This is a genomic window from Candidatus Palauibacter soopunensis (genome assembly GCF_947581735.1).
Taxonomy (GTDB): Bacteria; Gemmatimonadota; Gemmatimonadetes; order Palauibacterales; family Palauibacteraceae; genus Palauibacter; species Palauibacter soopunensis.
The window spans coordinates 19,334-36,776 of sequence record NZ_CANPVT010000029.1; the positions used below are offsets into that span (position 1 = coordinate 19,334).

At 68.9% G+C, this 17,443-nt stretch carries 14 protein-coding genes; 5 read left to right on the forward strand and 9 right to left on the reverse strand.

Features of this window, described 5'->3' with window-relative positions; genetic code table 11:
• Nucleotides 1-8: 8 nt before the first annotated feature.
• Nucleotides 9-1,331, reverse strand: coding sequence for an amidohydrolase family protein (locus RN901_RS09130; protein ID WP_310757964.1), 1,323 nt, complete (start codon nucleotides 1,329-1,331; stop codon nucleotides 9-11).
• A 108-nt stretch (nucleotides 1,332-1,439) separates the two neighbouring features.
• On the opposite strand from RN901_RS09130, the gene RN901_RS09135 reads away from it, so the two are divergent.
• Entirely contained in the window at nucleotides 1,440-2,906 is a 1,467-nt protein-coding gene (locus RN901_RS09135) for an amidohydrolase family protein (protein WP_310757965.1), read from the forward strand.
• Nucleotides 2,907-2,916: 10 nt separating this feature from the next.
• Here the strand turns inward: RN901_RS09135 and RN901_RS09140 are convergent, their stop codons facing one another.
• The 4 genes from RN901_RS09140 to RN901_RS09155 form a co-directional block, all read right to left on the reverse strand.
• Nucleotides 2,917-4,737, reverse strand: a complete 1,821-nt coding sequence (locus RN901_RS09140) for a CIA30 family protein (protein WP_310757966.1) — start codon at nucleotides 4,735-4,737, stop codon at nucleotides 2,917-2,919.
• A gap of 14 nt (nucleotides 4,738-4,751) precedes the next feature.
• Nucleotides 4,752-5,948, reverse strand: a complete 1,197-nt coding sequence (locus tag RN901_RS09145) for a Fic family protein (protein WP_310757967.1) — start codon at nucleotides 5,946-5,948, stop codon at nucleotides 4,752-4,754.
• Between the two features lie 151 nt (nucleotides 5,949-6,099).
• On the reverse strand, nucleotides 6,100-7,596 hold the full coding sequence (locus RN901_RS09150; protein WP_310757968.1) for a hypothetical protein: 1,497 nt from the start codon (nucleotides 7,594-7,596) through the stop codon (nucleotides 6,100-6,102).
• Nucleotides 7,597-7,602: 6 nt separating this feature from the next.
• Nucleotides 7,603-8,163 (reverse strand): hypothetical protein, encoded by a 561-nt coding sequence (locus RN901_RS09155; RefSeq protein WP_310757969.1) that lies wholly within the window; start codon nucleotides 8,161-8,163, stop codon nucleotides 7,603-7,605.
• Between the two features lie 257 nt (nucleotides 8,164-8,420).
• Here RN901_RS09155 and RN901_RS09160 point away from each other — a divergent pair, with 257 nt between their 5' ends.
• Both RN901_RS09160 and RN901_RS09165 read left to right on the forward strand, forming a co-directional pair.
• Nucleotides 8,421-9,401 (forward strand): malate dehydrogenase, encoded by a 981-nt coding sequence (locus RN901_RS09160; protein ID WP_310757970.1) that lies wholly within the window; start codon nucleotides 8,421-8,423, stop codon nucleotides 9,399-9,401.
• A gap of 5 nt (nucleotides 9,402-9,406) precedes the next feature.
• The gene (locus RN901_RS09165; protein WP_310757971.1) at nucleotides 9,407-9,823 is read left to right on the forward strand and encodes a bleomycin resistance family protein; all 417 of its coding nucleotides are present in this window, start codon (nucleotides 9,407-9,409) and stop codon (nucleotides 9,821-9,823) included.
• On the opposite strand, the gene RN901_RS09170 is transcribed toward RN901_RS09165, so the two are convergent.
• Genes RN901_RS09170 through RN901_RS09185 form a run of 4 tightly spaced genes read right to left on the reverse strand, consistent with a single transcriptional unit; the run spans nucleotide 9,820 to nucleotide 16,252 of the window.
• On the reverse strand, nucleotides 9,820-11,427 hold the full coding sequence (locus tag RN901_RS09170; RefSeq protein WP_310757972.1) for an NAD(P)/FAD-dependent oxidoreductase: 1,608 nt from the start codon (nucleotides 11,425-11,427) through the stop codon (nucleotides 9,820-9,822). The two genes, RN901_RS09165 and RN901_RS09170, sit on opposite strands and share 4 nt — an antisense overlap.
• Entirely contained in the window at nucleotides 11,424-13,052 is a 1,629-nt protein-coding gene (locus tag RN901_RS09175; RefSeq protein ID WP_310757973.1) for an NAD(P)/FAD-dependent oxidoreductase, read from the reverse strand. Before RN901_RS09175 ends, RN901_RS09170 begins: the two co-directional genes overlap by 4 nt.
• Nucleotides 13,049-14,257: an aminomethyltransferase family protein gene (locus RN901_RS09180; RefSeq protein ID WP_310757974.1), complete on the reverse strand. Its 1,209-nt coding sequence runs from the start codon at nucleotides 14,255-14,257 to the stop codon at nucleotides 13,049-13,051. Before RN901_RS09180 ends, RN901_RS09175 begins: the two co-directional genes overlap by 4 nt.
• A gap of 39 nt (nucleotides 14,258-14,296) precedes the next feature.
• On the reverse strand, nucleotides 14,297-16,252 hold the full coding sequence (locus RN901_RS09185) for a PQQ-binding-like beta-propeller repeat protein (RefSeq protein ID WP_310757975.1): 1,956 nt from the start codon (nucleotides 16,250-16,252) through the stop codon (nucleotides 14,297-14,299).
• Nucleotides 16,253-16,558: 306 nt separating this feature from the next.
• Here RN901_RS09185 and RN901_RS09190 point away from each other — a divergent pair, with 306 nt between their 5' ends.
• Entirely contained in the window at nucleotides 16,559-16,924 is a 366-nt protein-coding gene (locus RN901_RS09190) for a hypothetical protein (protein ID WP_310757976.1), read from the forward strand.
• 32 nt (nucleotides 16,925-16,956) lie between these two features.
• Entirely contained in the window at nucleotides 16,957-17,442 is a 486-nt protein-coding gene (locus tag RN901_RS09195) for a hypothetical protein (RefSeq protein WP_310757977.1), read from the forward strand.
• The last annotated feature ends 1 nt before the right edge of the window (nucleotide 17,443 follow it).

Below are 17,443 nucleotides of genomic sequence, written 5' to 3' on the forward strand. Positions count from 1 at the left end.
CTGCTAGATCAGGGGACGAGACCGTCCGCGGTGGCGAGCAGTCGGTCGCGGTCGAGCACCTCGCCGCCGAGGATCACGGCGTGCACGCGGCGGGCATTGGCGATGTCCTCGAGCGGACTGGCGTCGAACAGCACGATGTCGGCCAGCATGCCGTGCGCCAGCGTACCCCTGTCGGGCAGCCGCAGCGCCTCCGCGCCCATCCGTGTCGCGGCGATCAGCGTCTCCGCCGGCGTCATGCCCGCTTCCACGTGGGTTTCCATCTCGCGCTGGTAGGCGAGCCCCGGGGGTGCGTTGGCCACCAGGCCGTGCGAGCCCATCGTGACGGGTCCGCCGGCCTTCGCGTAGCGCACGGTGAACGCGGCCATGTTCCGCATCGCCGCCCACTGCACCTCGCGGCCTTCCTCGCTGAACTCCGGCTCGAAGACGGCCAGCGTGCCGTCCAGGTTCACGTTGCGTTCCAGCATGAGTTCGATGAGCGCGTCGGCGCGCGGTCCGGCGGGATCCAGCGCCGCCCACAGCGCGAATCCTCCCTCGCCCCGATGGATGCTCTCGCGCAGCACCGCCTGCCGGAACTCCTCCGCCCGCTTCGGCGAGACGAGCGCCCGGCCCACGGACCTCGTGTGTTCGATTCCATCCATCCCCAGCCGGATCGCGGCCACGGGGTCGACGATCTCGAGGTGGCCGTGGACCGGCACGTTGCGGCGGTCGGCCTCCTCGATGATGGCGGCGACCTGCGCAAGCGAGAGCCGGAAGTACACCTTCAGCGACGTCGCCCCGCGATCCATCAGTTCGTTTGCCGCCACCCGCGCGTCCATCTCGTCCAGCAGGACGCGGGAGATCGTGGGATAGGCCGTGTCCCTCCCGTCGAGGATCGGCCCGGAATAGAGAAGCCGTGGCGCCGGCAGCCCCATCGCCCCCACCGCATCGAGCCAGGCTTCGTTGTCCGCGATCCACTGCCCCATCTCCCGCTGCGTGGTGACGCCGTTGGCCAGGAAGAGGAGTGGCAGTTCCGGGTTCGCGTCGGTCCCCGTCCCGTCGATCGAGGCATGCGGGCCCGGCGAGTAATGGAAGTGGAGGTCGATGAACCCCGGCGTGAGGAACTTGCCGGACGCATCTATCCGCTGGGCCCCGTCGGGGATCTCGACCTGTCCGGCCGGCCCGATCCGCTCGACCCGGTCTCCCCGGACGAGCACGGTCGCGTTCTCGTGAACGGCGCCCGTGCCGTCGAAAACCGTGCCTCCCTCGATCGCCAGCCACCGTTCCTGCGCGGGGAGGGAAGTCGCAGCGACCAACATCCAGCCAAGGACCAGCGGGGCTCTGGCAGCGCGCACGGTGAAGCTCCTGTGGTCAGGAAGGTTCTCGAGGGGACGCGGGTCTTTCCGGCCTCCGCGGCCGCATCTACGCTGAGGAAGATCACGACTCGGCACAAGGAGAACATCATGCCCGAAGGAGCGTCTCTTCGCGGCGCATGGCTTCGTCGCGGATTCCTGTCGGCGCTCGCGGCGCCCCTGTTCGGCCTCGGCCAGACCGCGGCGCAGGACCGCGACGCGCTCTCCGACGAGGTCCGATCCTATCTCCGCGTCTCCGCGCCGGTCGTGGCGCTCGAAAACGTGCTCCTGTTCGACGGCACCGGCGGACCTGCACGCTCGGGACAGACTATCGTCATCCGCGGAAACCGGATCGAGAGCGTCGGCGGGGCCGGCGAGGTCGAGATACCCCCGGGTGCCGAGCGGCTGGACCTGGAAGGCCACTCGGTCATGCCGGGGATGGTCGGCCTCCACAACCACATGTTCTACTACCAGTCCACGCCGCGCGCCTCGCAGATGCAGTACTCCGGTCCGCGCCTCTATCTCGGGGCCGGGGTCACCACGGTGCGGACAACGGGGAGCGTCGCCCCGTACCAGGATCTCTCGCTCAAGGGATCCATCGAGCGCGGAGAGACGCCGGGCCCCCGCCTCCTCATCACCGCCCCTTATGTCATCAGCCCGGGTCCCGACGAGCGGCTCCGGGATCTCGGGATGTACGCGATCCGCGACGAGGAGGCGGCGCGCCGGTACGTGCGCTACTGGGCCGCGGAGGGGGCGGAGTGGATCAAGGCCTACACGCAGATCACGCGCGAGGCGCTCGCCACGATCATCGACGAGGCGCACCTCCAGGGCATGAAGGTGACGGCGCACCTGTGCTCGGTGGGCTTCCGCGAGGCGACGGCGATGGGGATCGACAACCTCGAGCACGGCCTGTGGGCCAACTCCGAGTACGACACCACGCGTGAACCGGACCGGTGCAGCCCCAACTACCAGCGAAGCATCGCCGAACTGGACATGGACGACCCCCGCGTGGCCGAGACGATCTCCGAGATGGTCGCCGCCGGCGTCGCCATGACCTCGACGGTGGCCGTCGCCGAGCAGGCCACGCCGCTCGTGCCCGACCTCACGGCGCGCGACCTGGAGGCGCTTCCGGATCATGTCGTGGAGGCGGAGATGGAGCGGCGATCGATCTTCCGGACGACGGAGATGCCGTGGATGATCGACCTGTTCGAGAACATGCTCGACTTCGAACTCGCGTTCGTGGAGGCGGGAGGCGTGCTGGCGGCGGGAGTGGACCCGGCCTGGGGCGCCCTACCCGGCTACGGCGACCAGCGGAACTTCGAGATTCTCGTCGAAGCGGGCTTTGCAACGGCCGATGCCGTACGGATCGTGAGCGCGAACGGAGCGGAAATTCTCGGCCTCGACAGCGAACTGGGGACCGTCGCACCGGGCAAGCTCGCCGACCTGGTCGTGATCGAGGGCGACATCGAACTCCGGCCCTCCGACATCCGCAACGTCCGCATCGTGTTCAAGGACGGCCTCGGTTACGACCCGGACAGGCTCACCGCCGCCGTCGCCGGCCAGGTCGGCGTCCGCTGACCGACCGACGTTAGCGGATCTCCAGATCGTCCAGTTCGAAGGCGAACGATCCGAGCGGGGCCTGGGCCACGAAGGCGAGGCCGGCGATGATCGACGGGTCCGCGGTGGCGAAGTTCTCGAGCGGGATCTCGACGACGGCCCACTCCGAGCCGGCGACGAAGGGGACCGTGGGCGGCACGGTGGCCGCCGCCCCCGCGCCGAACAGCATCACGGTGTAGCTGCGTCCGTCTCCGCGGGTGCGGAAGCGCAGGACGCTGCGGCCGGAGAAATCGACCGCCTGCATCGGTTGGTCGCCGAGGAACCAGATCGCGCCCGCCCACGGGAAGGCGAACCCTGTCCGGGTCTCGCCGCGCACGACGAGCGCCCCCTCCTCCACGGCGAGATCCGCCGTGGAAGCGCCCCCGTTCATCGCGTCCGTCGTCACCTGCCAGCCGAACCCGAAACCGGAGTCGAGTCCGTCCTCGAAGTCGACGACGACCGGCCCATCCGGAGCCGGTGCGATCGCCGGCGACAAGGCTGTCCCGGCGGTTTCACGCACCACCGGATAGCCGTCCTTCCAGATCGTGACGATGTCGGCGGTGCGCGTCACGTCCTCCCCCACGTCGCCCCGCACGAGCAGAAGATCGGCGATGGTGCCCTCGGCAACGCGGCCGCGCTCGGGGACGGCGAATGCATCCGCGGCAACGGACGTAGCCGCGGCGAGCACCTCATGGCTCTCCAGGCCGGCCCGCGCGAGGAGGCGAAGCTCTCCGTGCATCGAGAGGCCGGTCGCCGTCCCGGGGTTCGGCGCGTCCGTGCCCGCGACGATCCGCACGCCCGCCGCATGGAGCCGCCGCACGTTCTCCAGCGCGACCTCGGAGTCCGGTCCCTCGGGCATCTCGAACCGGTTGCTCAGGGTCTGCCGTTGCATCGGCGAGACCAGCGATTCGTCCGTCTCGTCGAGGACGCGCAGACCGGTGGAGTCCCCGAACAGTCCCATGATCACGGAAAGGGTGGGGACGACGAAAACGCCCGTCCGGGCGAAGCTGCGAGCGTCCTCCTCGGAGATCGCGGCGTCAAACCAGGTGTGGACCAGGCCATCGGCCCCGAGCGAGACCGCCTCCAGCGCCGCTTCAAGGTCGCTGACGTGGACGACGGCCAGCAGCCCCTCGTCGTGAGCGGCGGCGATGAGCGCCGCAATCGTCTCGCGCTCCAGAGAGGGGATCTCGCCGCGGTAGGCGCTTCCATCCTCGGAAACGATCTTGATCCAGTCGGAACCCTCCTCCTTCCGCGCCCGCACCCAGGCGGCGGCGCCCTCCGGTCCCGTGAGCGGCTCCACGCGCAGCCCGAACTGTGTGCCGTGACCGCCGGGCGCCGTCGCCAGCATGCCGGCGGAGAAGAGATCGGCTTCGGCCGTCCGCGCGATGTCATCTCGGGCCGTTCTCGCTCCCGCCAGGAGGCCGGAGTCCGTGAACTGGTCGAGCACTGAGGTCACGCCGAAGCGCAGTGCGTCACCCAGCGTCCCGCCGAACGTGTGGACGTGGCCGTCGATGAAGCCGGGGAGCAGCGTATGTCCGCGGCCATCGACGCGGGGCAGATCGTCCGGCAGTTCGAGGCCCGAGCCGACGCGTCGGATTCGGCCATCCTCGACCCAGACATCGTGTTGTCGCCTGAAGGTTTCGCCGTCGAACAGCGTCACATCCACGATCGCGAAGCTCTCCTCCGGCGCCTCCTGTCCCGAGGCCACCGCGCCACGCGGTATCGAGAGGGGTGCCGATACAACGATCAGGGCCGCCACCGCAGCCAGGAGAACCCAGATCTTTCGGCCTGACGATCCGTCGTTCCTGTTCATGAAACCTCGCGGAGCTACGCCCGGACGGGGAGGAACTGCTGCATCATGCGGACGGGCGCGCGGTATTCGCCCCCGTCCCTCTCGAGCAGATCATTGGCCATGAGCCAGTTCAGGTCCCGCGTGAGCGTCTTTGTGGTCTTGGTGGAATAGAGACGCGCCAAGCCTGGAGCGAGGTCGGGAATGTCGCGCTTCCTCGCCGGCTCTGCGTGCCGTCCCAGAGCGAGGACCACTTCCCGGCGCCGGTTCATGGCGGGTGAGCGACGTCGCTGTCCGAACGTCCAGTACACGTAGTGTTCCCATGCCAGCCATGACTGGACCCCTTCCATGTAACGACACTGTTCCTCGAGGCCGTCCAGAAACCCCTGAAGCGAATAGACGACGAACCCGAGTGCATCCCCGCGGCCCGCGTTGGCGCGGCTCGAACGATCGAGCTGCCGGTAGTATTCCGCGCGAGTGAGATTGTAGTGGTTGCTCAGGAGATGTGTGGCGGGGGAGGGGACCCCCGCGCGAGCCAGGATGAGGAACTCGGTGAGCCGCGCCGTACGACCGTTCCCATCGCCGAAGGGATGGATCCAGGCGATGTACAGGTGTGCGAAAACCGCTCGCAGAACCGCCACTGCGATCGCACTGCCCAGGTGCTCCTCGAGGTCCGGCCAGACTACGTCGCCCTCCAGCCATTCACACAGCCGTTCGAGGAGAAACAGGCAGTCTTCCCGCGGCGCACCCGAATATCTTGCGACCCCAACGGAGAACGTGGGCACCTCTCCCGGAACGACTCCTTCTTCCAGGTGCTCCTCCAACCCCGCGAGGACGAGGCGGTTCGCCTCCCGGATCCAGTCTGGAGTGAGGCGTGGAGGTTCGCCGACGGTGATCCGCCGAAAAATGTCTTCGCAGGCACGAAGGACGTTGTCGACTTCCTGACCCAGGTACTCCTGCGAGATTGGAAGTTCGAGTTGTCCGTCGAGTCTGTCCCGAACCTGTTCTTCGGTAAGCGTGTTCCCCTCGATGGCCGTCGTCGCGCGGGCACCCTTGATGAGGTAGAGCTTGTGCATCTCGGCTGCCGCGGCGGGAGGCAGCACCGCCCGGGCGACCTGCTCGCAGCGAGCCGCCACCTGTCCGAGCAGGGACCACAACTGGGGCGTGGCTCGCTCCGGACCCGCGCGAAAACTGATCCACGGGTGACTCCGTTCGTACCGACGCTCGTCCGTCATCCCGCCTTCCTGCCTATGCAGCAGAGATTATGTGTCGATTTTTGTCCATCAATATGTCCAGCGATGTGTCCAGATTATGGTCTCGTTTCGCGCCATGTGCAAACCGCCGACTCAACGCGCCCCGGCCCTCCTCGCGGATCAGGCTGCGGGATCAGAGTTCCATCACGCGTTCGATGTCCCGATCGATGGGGTCGGGTTTCGTGAGGAAGGAGATGGAGAGGAAGAGGACTAGGGAGACGAGGAGCGCCGCGGCGCCGTGATCGACGCCGTACGGAAGACGCACGGCGCCGAACCCGAAACCGGACCGGAGCCCGAAGTTGATGAGCAGGCTGCTGGCGATGGCGACGTTGGCGGCGAGGACGTTGGCCCGTTTCCAGTTGAGTCCAATCGCGATGACGGGGACGAGACCCGCCGCGAACGTGCCCCAGCCGAACACGCCGAGCAGCGCCACGAGGTCGCCGGAATAGAGCGCCACCAGCGCGGCGGAGATCGCCAGCAGGACCGTGATGGCGCGCGCCCACGCGAGTTCGTTGCCCAGCGACCGGCCGCGAATCGCGTTGGGCAGGTCGTGCATGATGGCGGCGGTCCCGATGTTCAGGAATGCGTCCGCGGTGGACATGATCGCGGCGAGCAGCGCCGCGAAGACGACGCCGGCGAGCAGCGGGTGCGTGAACGCCTGCAGAAACTCGGGTGAAGCCGCGTCCGGCGTCGCGAGCGCGGGGTGCCCGCCCGTAATGACCAGGGCCCGCATGGCGAAGCCGATCCCGATCCAGAGCAGCGCCGCGAAGCTGTACGCGAGGACGCCGACCGGTATCACGTAGCGCAGTTCCTTCATGCGCCGCAGCATCATGAACTTGGTGATGATGTGCGGCTGCCCCGCCACGCCGATGCCGAACACGAAGAACCAGGCGAGCCCGCCCATGAGGCCGATCGTTCCCCACGGCCCGCTCGCCGCGCGGTCGTCGGCCGCCACGATCCGGCTGATCTCGCTCATCCCGCCGTCGAACGTCCCGAGCACGGTGACGAAAACGAGGGCGGATGCGACGACCATGATGGCGCCCTGGATCACGTCGGTGTAGACGGAGGCCACGATGCCGCCGGTCACCGAGTAGAAGATGAGGACCGAGCAGGAAATGGCGACGCAGAGCGCCAGGCTCGGGTTCTCGAGCACTCCGGCCTCCGCCAGCACGCCCTGCAGCACGATCGACATCGCGAGGATCTGCGTCGCGAGGTAGCCCAGCACGCCGAGCAGGATCACGACGGCCACGGAAGCCCGCACCGACTCCGAGCCGTACCGGGCCGCGGCCACGTCCGGCAGCGATACGCATTCCCGAAGCTCCGCCACGAGACGGAGGCGTTTCGCCACCAGGTTGAGGACGATGATGTTGGAGATGACGATCGTGCCGAGAATCCAGATCGAACTCGTTCCCATCGAATACATGAGGCCGGGACCGCCTACGAACCCGAACCCGCTCATCGTGCTCGAGAAGATCGCGAACGCGGTGACGAACATTCCCAGAGTTCGGCCGGCCACGAAGAAATCGCTCGCCGACTTCGTGCGCCTGAGCGACCAGAGTCCCACGCCGACGCAGAGCGCGAGATATGCGACCACGGCGAGCAGCGTGATCAGGGCGCGATTCGCCTCCACGGATCGCTATCCCTCGCCGCCGCCGGTGTCGTGGGAATCGCCGCGGGCGTCGTGGGATGACGCCCGCCTCTCGCCTTGTTGCGCGACGATCTCGTCGAAGCGGGCCTGCTCCCGGGGGCCGAAGTAGGCGTTCTCGAAGGCCCACGTGATGGCGAGAAGCGGGATCCACGGCGCGAGCGTGAGCCCGTACACCAGCAGGGAAGTCGGAGCGGCGAAACCGAGGACCATCGTTGTAACGCCGGCGGCGTACGCGTCGAAGGTCCACATGAGAATCACGAAGAGGAGGACGTAACCGACCATCCAGGCGTTGACCGCCCGCCGGATCCAGTGTCCGTCCCGGAACCCGATCAGCATCGTGACCCACATGGTCCCGAGCATGGCGATGCCGGCGACATGCGCCGCCCACGTCGGGGCGCCGAGTTCGCCCGCATCGATCCCCACCTGCATCGGGGCGTACTCCGGATGGGGGAGCGGCGTGGCGCGGCCCGCCCCGGTTGCGACCGCCACCACGAGCAAGCCGAGCAGGATCGCGCAGAACCCGAGCAGCACCGCCATCAGGCGAGTCATGTGAGCGTTGTCGCGGATCGGAACCGCCCCCTGTTTCGAGAAGCGCCGAAGTTGCCACGCCGTGAGCCCCGGCGCGAGACCGCGCCGCGCCGCTTCCGTCGCGCCCGCCCGGATCCGCGCTGGACTTGAGGAGTCGCTCCTGTGAGTTTGGCGCTTCCCGGGCGTATCGGCGCCGGGGACGGGATTCCACGGACACCCACCGCCGCTCATTCACCGACGTTCGCACACGACATTCACACACAACGCGCGGAGATCACATGACTGCACCAGCGCGGGTCGCCATCACGGGGGCCGCCGGAAATATCGGATACGCCCTCGCCTTCAGGATCGCGGCCGGGGACATGCTCGGGCGGGACCGGCCCGTCACGCTTCAACTGCTGGAGATTCCGCCCGCGCTCGACGCGCTGCGCGGCGTCGAGATGGAACTCAACGACTGCGCCTTTCCGCTCCTCCACGGGGTCGTCGGGACCGCGGATGTGAACGAAGGGTTCGAGGGCGTCGACTACGCGCTGCTCGTGGGCGCCAAGCCGCGAGGGCCGGGGATGGAACGCGGCGATCTCCTGGCCGACAACGGGAGGATCTTCGGCCCGCAGGGTCGCGCGCTGAGCGACCGCGCGTCGCCCGACGTGCGCGTCCTCGTGGTCGGAAACCCGGCGAACACGAACTGCCTGATAGCCGCGGCGAACGCGCCGAGGCTCGACCGCCGGCAGTTCGCGGCCATGACGCGCCTCGACCACAACCGCGCGATCAGCCAGCTCGCCGAGAAGACGGGTGGGCACGCGACGGAGATTCGGCGCATGACGATCTGGGGCAACCACTCGGCCACGCAGTACCCCGACATCAGCCAATGCACGGTGGGGGACGCCCCGGCGACCGATCTCGTGGACGAGACCTGGTACCGGGACACCTTCATCCCGAAGGTCCAGAAGCGGGGAGCGGAGATCATCCAGGCGCGCGGCGCCTCGTCCGCGGCGTCCGCGGCCTCGGCCGCGATCGACCACGTGCGGACGTGGGTACACGGCACGCCGGAAGGGGACTGGACGAGCATGGCGGTGCACGCGGATGGGCGGTACGGCGTGGCCGAGGGCGTGGTGTACTCGCAGCCGGTGACGTGCCAGGACGGCGACTACTCCGTGGTGGACGGCCTCGACCTGAGCGACTTCAGCCGCGAGCGCATGGACATCACCGAGGCCGAGCTTCGCGCCGAACGCGAGGCGGTCGCCGACCTCCTCGGGTAGCGGCGATGGCCTGGATCGCCAAGGGGCTGACGCCGATCCTGAACGTCTCGGACCTCCAGGAGAGCTTCGCGTGGTTCGAGCGGCTGGGCTGGAAGAAGAGCTGGGATTGGGGTGATCCGCCGGACTTCGGCGGCGTCACCGCCGGGGAGTGCCAGATCTTCCTGTGCCAGAACGGTCAGGGCGGCCGAGGCCGGAGCACCGTCGCGAGGACGTTCGGCCCGGACGGCGACGACGGAGCCGACAAGGGCGTCTGGATGTCGGTCTGGGTGGACGACGTCGACGCAGTGCACCGGCGGTGCGTGGAGCAGGGCCTCGAAGTCACGTGGCCGCCCACGGACATGCCGTGGGGCGTGCGCGAGATGCACGTACGCCATCCCGACGGTCACGTGTTCCGCATCAGCCGGGGGATCGACCTGGACTAGTCTTTCCGTCGCTTCCTGTCGCGGAGGATGCGGGCGGCGGCGAGGGCGCCGGGGCGGCCGTTGAGTCCGCCGCCGGGGTGGGTGCCGGCCCCGCACAGGTAGAGGCCCTCGATCGGGGTCCGGTATCGGGCCCAGCCCGCGACCGGGCGTCCGAAGAAGACCTGGTCGAGCGTCATCTCGCCGTGGTGGATGTTCCCCTCCGGAAGCGCGAAGCGGTCGGCGAGATCGGCCGGCGTCAGCACGTGCCGGTGCAGGATCGCCGCCTCGAGGTTGGGGATGTGCTCCGCCAGCGTCGCGATGACTGTGTCCCCCAGCGCCTCACGGCGCTCGTCATTCCATGAGCCGTCGGCGAGTCGGAAGGGAGCGTACTGGGCCGCTACGGACAGGAGGTGACGCCCTTCCGGCGCGAGCGACGGATCGAGCGCCGTCGTGAGGACGGCATCGAGGACTGGCCGTTTCGAGGGATGGCCGTACTTCGCATCGTCGTATGCGCGCTCGATGTAGTGGATGCTCGGCGCGACCGTGATGGCGGCGCCGGCAAGCAGGGCGGCCCGGGCCGCGTCGCCGCCGGGGCGCAGGCGCGGAGGCTCGCCCAGCGCGAGGTGCACCTTCGCGACGACGCCCCTGTACTTGATGTTGTCCAGCGCGCGCACGACCTCGGGGGCCAGTTCGCCGGGGTCGACGAGGCCGAGCAGCGTGCGGCCGGGATCGGCGGACGAGATGACGCGGGATGCCGTGATCTCGCCGCCCCCGGCGAGGATGATGCCGGTCGCGCGCCCATCTTCGACGCGGATCGAGGCCGCCTCGTGGCCGAGGCGAATCTCCGCGCCCGCCGCGACGGCGGCGCGCTGAAGAGCGGCGCCCAGCGCGCCCATCCCGCGGCGCACCTGCCGCCTTCGCCGCACGACACCGCCCGCGCCCACCAGGTGGTGGAGGAACATGTAGCCGGTACCCGAGGCCAGCGGCCCCTGGCAGATCCCCCGCACGCCATCCGCCGCGAGCGCGCCCTTGAGCGCATCGCTCTCGAACCACTCGTAGAGCAGTTCCTCCACCGTCATCGGGATGAGCCGCATCAGTTCGAGAGCATCCCGCCGTCCCAGGCGGTTCATCTTGGCGCCGAGTCGGAGCAGCTCCCAAAGATCGCCACGGTCCGCGCCCGCGAGTCGCGGAGGAAGAGTGCGGTACAGGACGCCGAGCGCGCGCCCGGCCCGCGACATCGCGTCCACGAAATCCGGCCAGCGAGCGGCGTCCCGCGCCGAAAAGGGCCGAATCAGATCCGCTGTCCGCCCCGAGTCCGCCTCCAGGACGAGGGCGTCTCCCGCCGGCTGCGGCGAGACGACACAGGGATCCGGGGACAGGACCTCGAGGCCCGCTCCTGCCAGGTCCAGCTCTCTCATGACGCGCGGATCGATCCCGGTCAGGCTGTGCGCGCCGGTGTCCACGCGATACCCGGGCCACACCTCCTCCGTCGCGGCGCACCCTCCCGCGGTCTCGCCCCGTTCGACGACGACCACCCGGAGCCCGGCCCGCGCCAGATACGCGGCCGCGACGAGCCCGTTGTGCCCCGCCCCGATGACGACGACGTCGCAGGCCCGAGACCTCACGCCCGGCGTCCCCGGTCCGCCCACCCGCCCCGCGGCCGCCGCCGCAGGTCCCGGAGGATCTCCATCGCGGCGAGCCGCCCCGAGGCGCCGCACACCCCGCCTCCCGGATGCGTGCCCGAGCCGCACTGGTAGAAGCCGCGCACGGGCGTTCGGTAATCGGCCCAGGCGGGCGACGGACGGAAGAAGAAGAGCTGCTGCGGCGTCAGCTCGCCGTGGAAGATGTTGCCCTCGGTGAGCCCCAGTTGCTCCTGCATGTCCAGCGGCGTGAGCACCTGCCGGTGGAGGATGGCGTCCCGGAGGTTCGGGACGTACTCCGAGAGCGTGTCGACGACCGCGTCCCCGAACGCCTCCCGCTTCGCGTCGTCCCAGCCGCCCTCGATGTCGAAGGCGGCATACTGGACGAAGATCGACATCACGTGCCGTCCCGGCGGGGCCATCCCGGGGTCGATCATGGACGGAATCACGATGTCCATGTACGGCCGCCGCGAAAATCCTCCGTACTTCGCGTCGTCGTAGGCGCACTCCAGGTAGTCCATGCTCGGACTGATGGAGAAGGCGCCCCGCAGGTGCGGCCCCCCGCCCGGCAGGCAGGAGAAGTGCGGCGCCTCCGAGAGCGAGAGGTTGACCTTCCCCGAGGAGCCGCGGATCCGGAAGCGCCGGATCGCCTCCACGAGATCGTCCGGCAGCTCTTCCGGGTCGAGCAGGCCGAGGAAGGTGCGCTTCGGATCGACCCCCGACACGACCGTCTTCGCCGTGAGTTCCTCGCCGTCGTCGAGGACGACCCCGAGAGCCCGCCCGTTCCTCGTGAGCACACGCTCGACCGTGGCCCCGGTCCGGATCTCCGCCCCATGGGATCTGGCCGAGGAGGCAATGGACTCGCTGACCATCCCGTTCCCGCCCCTGGCGAATCCCCACGCCCGGAACACTCCGTCGATCTCCCCCATGTAGTGGTGGAGGAGGACGTACGCCGTCCCTGGAGACCGAGGGCCGAGGAAGGTCCCGATGATCCCGCTCGCGGACATCGTCGCCTTGAGCACATCCGACTCGAACCACTCATCCAGATAATCCGCCGCGCTCATCGTCCCCAGCTTGAAAAGCGCGTGGAACTGTTGTTCGTCGAGGCCGCGCGCGTGCCGTCCCAGCATGAGCAGCGTCTTCAGATCGCGCAGCCCGGGAGAGAGCGGGTCGGGCGGCACGACGCCGAGGAGAGGCTTCACGGCCCACGCGAGCTGGTACATGAGCGTCGCAAAATCGTCGTACGCCTCGGCGTCCTTCGGGGAATGACGATAGAGGTCGCGTCGCGTCTGGTCGTGGTCGGCCCAGCGTCCGAGGTAGTCGCCGTTCGGGAGCGGCGTGACCGTGCTCTCGAGGGGGAGGATCTCCAGCCCGTGCCGCGCGAGTTGCAGGTCGCGGATGATCTCGGGCCTCAGCAGGCTCACGACGTAGGAAGCGACAGAATACTTGAAGCCCGGGAAGATCTCTTCCGTCACCGCGGCTCCGCCCACTAGGTGCCGGCGTTCGAGGACGACCACGCGAAGTCCCGCCCGGGCGAGGTAGGCGGCGTTGATGAGGCCGTTGTGGCCGCCCCCGATGATGATCGCGTCGTACGTATTGGCGGTCGTCACGGGATCGCCCGCTTCCGCTCCGGGTCGAAGAACGGGGTCTTCGCCACGGTGGCCCGGGCCCGGCGCCGCCGGTGCTCGACGGTCACCTCGATCTCGAGTTCGGTTCCGACGGCCGCGGACTCCGCTTCGAGGTGCGCCAGTCCCAGGTAGGTCTTGAGGGTCGGCGACCAGCCCCGGCTGGTGGCGTATCCGACCTGTCGCCCGCCCGCGTACAGCGGCACGCTGTCGCGCAGGGTCGTGCCGGGGAGTTGCGGGGGGAGGCCCGCGGTCGCGTACGCCGCTTCAAGCGACCCCCAGTCGAGGGCGATCCCGCGAAAGCGCCAGGCGGCAGGGCGGGCCCGTTCGGCGCGGAGGGCCGCCCGGCCGACGAAGTTCGACGCCTCGAGCGCCACGGTCCAGCCGAGGCCGAGTTCGTACGGAGAGGACTTCCGGTCCTCGATGATTGCACGGTGGGCCGGGATGAAATCGACATCGACCAGGAGCAGGCCGGCCTCGAGGCGCGCCATGTCCAGCGCGAGCATGCCCGCCGGCGCCAAGCCGAACGGCTCACCGGCCGCCGTGAGGGCGTCCCACAGCGGGATCGCGTCCGCGGCGCCCACCCAGATCTCGTAGCCGAGGTCGCCGGTGTAGCCGGTGCGCGAGATGTCCGCGGCGATCCCGGCGATCCGCGCCGACATCACGCGGAAATAACGGAGTCCCGCCACGTCCCCGTCGGTGACGCGTCCGAGAAGGTCGCGCGAGCGGGGCCCCTGGAGCGCGAGCGCGGCCACCTGTTCCGTCTCCTCCTCGATGTCCACGTCGAGTCCGCGGGCGTTCTCGTGCAGCCACCTCAGCGTCGGCTCGGCGGACGTAAGGCGGAAATCGGACGCGCCGAGCCGGTGCAGGGTGCCGTCGTCCCGCACCTTCCCGGCCGCGTCGCACCAGGGCGTGTAGTACACCTGACCCACGTCCTGCCGGTCCACATCGCGGGTGACGACGCGGTTCGCGAGCGTGGCCGCGCCCGGCCCCGAGAGCCGGTACTTGTAGAGCGGCGAGACATCGATGAGCGCACACGCCGAGCGGATGGCCTGGTACTCGTGCTCGTGGGTCGGCTCGTACGAACTCGCCGAGAGATGCCCGGCCCAGCGCCGCCAGTTGCCGGTCAGGCAGAGCGGACCGGTTCGTTCGTGAAAGGGCGTTCCCCGGACGACGGAAGGCACTGGCACGGTGGTTTTCCGCGGGTGGTCGGCTGCCGGACCCGCGCGCTAGCCCGGCAGCCGCAGAGCGACGAGTTCCCCGGACACGCCGCGCCCCGCGACGGCGGCGACGATGTACTGCTGTCCGTCGTGCATGTACGTCATCGGGACGCCGGTCTGGTGCGACGGCAGTTCGATTTCGGCCAGGATCTCGCCGGTCTCCTTGTCGTGTGCGCGCAGCAGACCGGTGAGGTCCGCCGACATCGTCCCCCCGCCCGTTCCCGCGAAGAGCAGCGTGCTCGTCGCGAGGAGGCCCGCCCTGCTGGGCCGACCCGTGCGCGGGACGTCGACGCCTTCGAGCGCCGGGTGTTCTTCCACGAACGACGGTGTGTGGTCGTTCGCGACTTGCCACACCTTCCGGCCCGTCTTCATGTCGAGCGCCGTGATCCGTCCCCACGGCGGCTTCAGGATCGGCAGGCCCTGCGGGCCGCCGACGCCACGAGGACGTCCCGCGATGTAGCGCATGTTGGACGATTCGGGATCGTTCACCAGCCCGATCACGGAGCCGCGCGTCGCGGACCCCACGAAGAGCCGCTGCGTCTCCGGGTCGTACGCCGCTCCGGGCCAGTTCGCCCCGCCAAGGCTGCCGGGCGTGATGAGCGTTCCCTGGTTCCCCCCCTCGACGAGTACGGTCGGCGGCGTGAACAACTCGCCGAGCGTGAGGTTCTTCGCGATCTCGAGCGCCTCCGCCTTCAGTTCCGGCGTGAGGTCGATCAGGTCGTCCTCGGTCGCACCCTGCATGTCGAACGGCTCGGGGAGCGTCGGAAAGGGCTGCGTGGGCGCATACCATTCCCCCGGCACGTCGCCGGCGGGCACGGGCCGTTCCTCGATGGGCCACACGGGCTCGCCGGTCACGCGGTCGAACACGTAGGTGAAGGCCTGCTTCGTCACCTGCGCCACGGCCCCGATCTCCCGCCCGTCCACCGTGATGTCCATCAGAACGGGCGCCGCCGGCGGATCGAAGTCCCAGATTCCGTGATGCACGGTCTGGAAGTACCACACGACCTCGCCCGTGCTCGCGTCCACGCACACGAGGCTCTGCGAGTAGAGGTTGTCGCCGGGGCGATGGCCCCCGTAGTAGTCGCCCGTCCCCGCCTCCACCGGCAGATAGACGTAGCCCAGGTCGAGATCGGCGGTGAACGGCGTCCAGACGGCGGCGTTGCCGGTGTAGTCCCAGGATCCGTCTTCCCACGTCTCGTGGCCGGGATCGCCCGGCTGGGGGATCGTGTGGAAGGTCCACAGCTGCTCGCCCGTCCGCGCGTCAAACCCCCGTACGTGCCCCGGTGGCATCTCCTTGGTCGGAGGACGTCCCCCCTGCGGCAGCGCGGCCCCGACGACGATCACATCCCCGACGACGACGGGGGGAGAACTCGAGCCGATGCGGTCGTTTACCAGATCCAGTTCCCGCCCGAGTCCCAGCTTGAGATCCACGATCCCGTCCTCGCCGAACGCCGGGTCGGGAAGGCCGGTTTTCGCGTCCAGCGAGACCATGTGATAGGCGGGAGTGATGAGAAGCACCCGTTCTTCGATGCCATCCGTCCAGTAACCGACGCCGCGCCCGGAGTTGCCGCGCGGCGCGTTCCGGCCGCGTTCGCCCTCGTCGAGCCGATACATCCAGAGCGTCTCCCCCGTCTCCGGATCGATCGCCACCGCCGCCCGCCGGAATCCCGCCGTCGCATAGAGGGTCCCGTTCGCGTACAGCGGGGTCACGCGGTAGTAGCCCTCGGGGCTCGGACCGAAGTTGCGCGCCTGCCAGCGCCACGCGATCTCCAGGTCCCCGACATTCGAGGCGTTGATCTGGTCGAGCGGCGCGTAGCGCGTGGACCCGGCATCTCCGGCCCAGTAGCGCCATTCTCCGTCCGCCGTACCGGACTGCGCGGCCAGCGCGAAAGGCCCGGCGCCGAGTCCCGCGCCGAGCAGGACCAGACTGCCCAACCGGCTGGAACACCTGTGGCTTCCCTTCATCCGTTCCGCTCCACGTGACTTGTGCGAAGCTCCAAGCGACCCCGGGGGGTCTCTCCCGGCAACGCGTACAGTCCGATGCGATGCCCCGGCGGGCAACACTTCACCCATCTCGAAACCTCCGCCGAAAGCTCGCGAATTCAGGGGACGCGACGCTAAATTTCGCGTCATCCGAAGCGTGGGAGATCCATGAAGTTTCGAGGCTTGGCGGTACTGATAGCGACGATGGCGCCTGCGCTGTCGTGCGGCGGGGAGGCGACCGGGCCCCGGGGTAGCCTGTGCGACATACGGCACGGCGCCGAGGTGTGCGTGGACCGACCCGAATACCGATCCAACGAGTCCGTCGTCATCACCACGCGCAACGTGTCCGACCTTCCGATCTTCAAGGATGCATGCGGCACGAGCACGGCACCCGACCCGGATTCCGAGGAGGATTTCAGGCCGCAGTACAATCCGGAGCGGCACTGCGGCCCGGCGGTCACACGAACCGTGATCGTCGAGCGCATGGTGAGGCTCGAACCCGGAGCATCGACGCGCGAGACGCTGCGGCTGGGTTACTCTCCGCAGGATTTCTTTCGCGTGACGGTATGGCTTCTGACGCCGGAGGGGGCCCTCGCGTTCGACACCCCGGCGACGAGCGGCGTCTTTGTCATTTTCCCGGGAGCCAACAACTGAAGGCCGAGCCCGTGAACCTCCGGAGATCGAAGATGTCGCGCAGCATCCTCGCGTCCATGGTGGCCGCCGTCCTCTCCCTTTCCTGCGGAGAAGACGTGGCCGGACCGGCCGCCTCGTTGTGCGCGGCGCAGCACGGCCTCGAGGTTTGCGTAGACCGGCACGAATACGGACCCTCGGGATCGATCGCGGTCACGACGCGGAACGTCTCCGATGCTCCGATCTTCAAGGACTCCTGCGGAACCAAGGCGGTGGGCGTGACGAACCTCGAGGTCGCGTTCGAAGCCGTCTACAATCCGCGGCTGCACTGCGGTCCCGCGGCCACGAAGGCGGACGTCGTCGAGCGCATGGTCGAACTCGATCCGGGAGAATCGGTGACGGAAACGCTGAGACTCACGTCGTTTGCCTTCCAGGGATGGTACCGCGTGAACGTCTGGCTTCTGGATGCGGAAGGGAACCTCGCGGTCGACACTCCGGCGACGAGCGGGATCTTCCAGGTCTTCCCCTCGCTACGGGGATAGC

What these genes read in the sequence shown, in the direction of transcription:
- RN901_RS09165 (WP_310757971.1), top strand. Translation starts at nt 9,407, where the DNA reads ATGGCCTGGATCGCCAAGGGGCTGACGCCGATCCTGAACGTCTCGGAC.
- RN901_RS09155 (WP_310757969.1), bottom strand. Translation starts at nt 8,163, where the DNA reads ATGACTCGCCTGATGGCGGTGCTGCTCGGGTTCTGCGCGATCCTGCTC.
- RN901_RS09140 (WP_310757966.1), bottom strand. Translation starts at nt 4,737, where the DNA reads ATGAACAGGAACGACGGATCGTCAGGCCGAAAGATCTGGGTTCTCCTG.
- RN901_RS09185 (WP_310757975.1), bottom strand. Translation starts at nt 16,252, where the DNA reads ATGAAGGGAAGCCACAGGTGTTCCAGCCGGTTGGGCAGTCTGGTCCTG.
- RN901_RS09160 (WP_310757970.1), top strand. Translation starts at nt 8,421, where the DNA reads ATGACTGCACCAGCGCGGGTCGCCATCACGGGGGCCGCCGGAAATATC.
- RN901_RS09195 (WP_310757977.1), top strand. Translation starts at nt 16,957, where the DNA reads ATGTCGCGCAGCATCCTCGCGTCCATGGTGGCCGCCGTCCTCTCCCTT.
- RN901_RS09135 (WP_310757965.1), top strand. Translation starts at nt 1,440, where the DNA reads ATGCCCGAAGGAGCGTCTCTTCGCGGCGCATGGCTTCGTCGCGGATTC.
- RN901_RS09145 (WP_310757967.1), bottom strand. Translation starts at nt 5,948, where the DNA reads ATGACGGACGAGCGTCGGTACGAACGGAGTCACCCGTGGATCAGTTTT.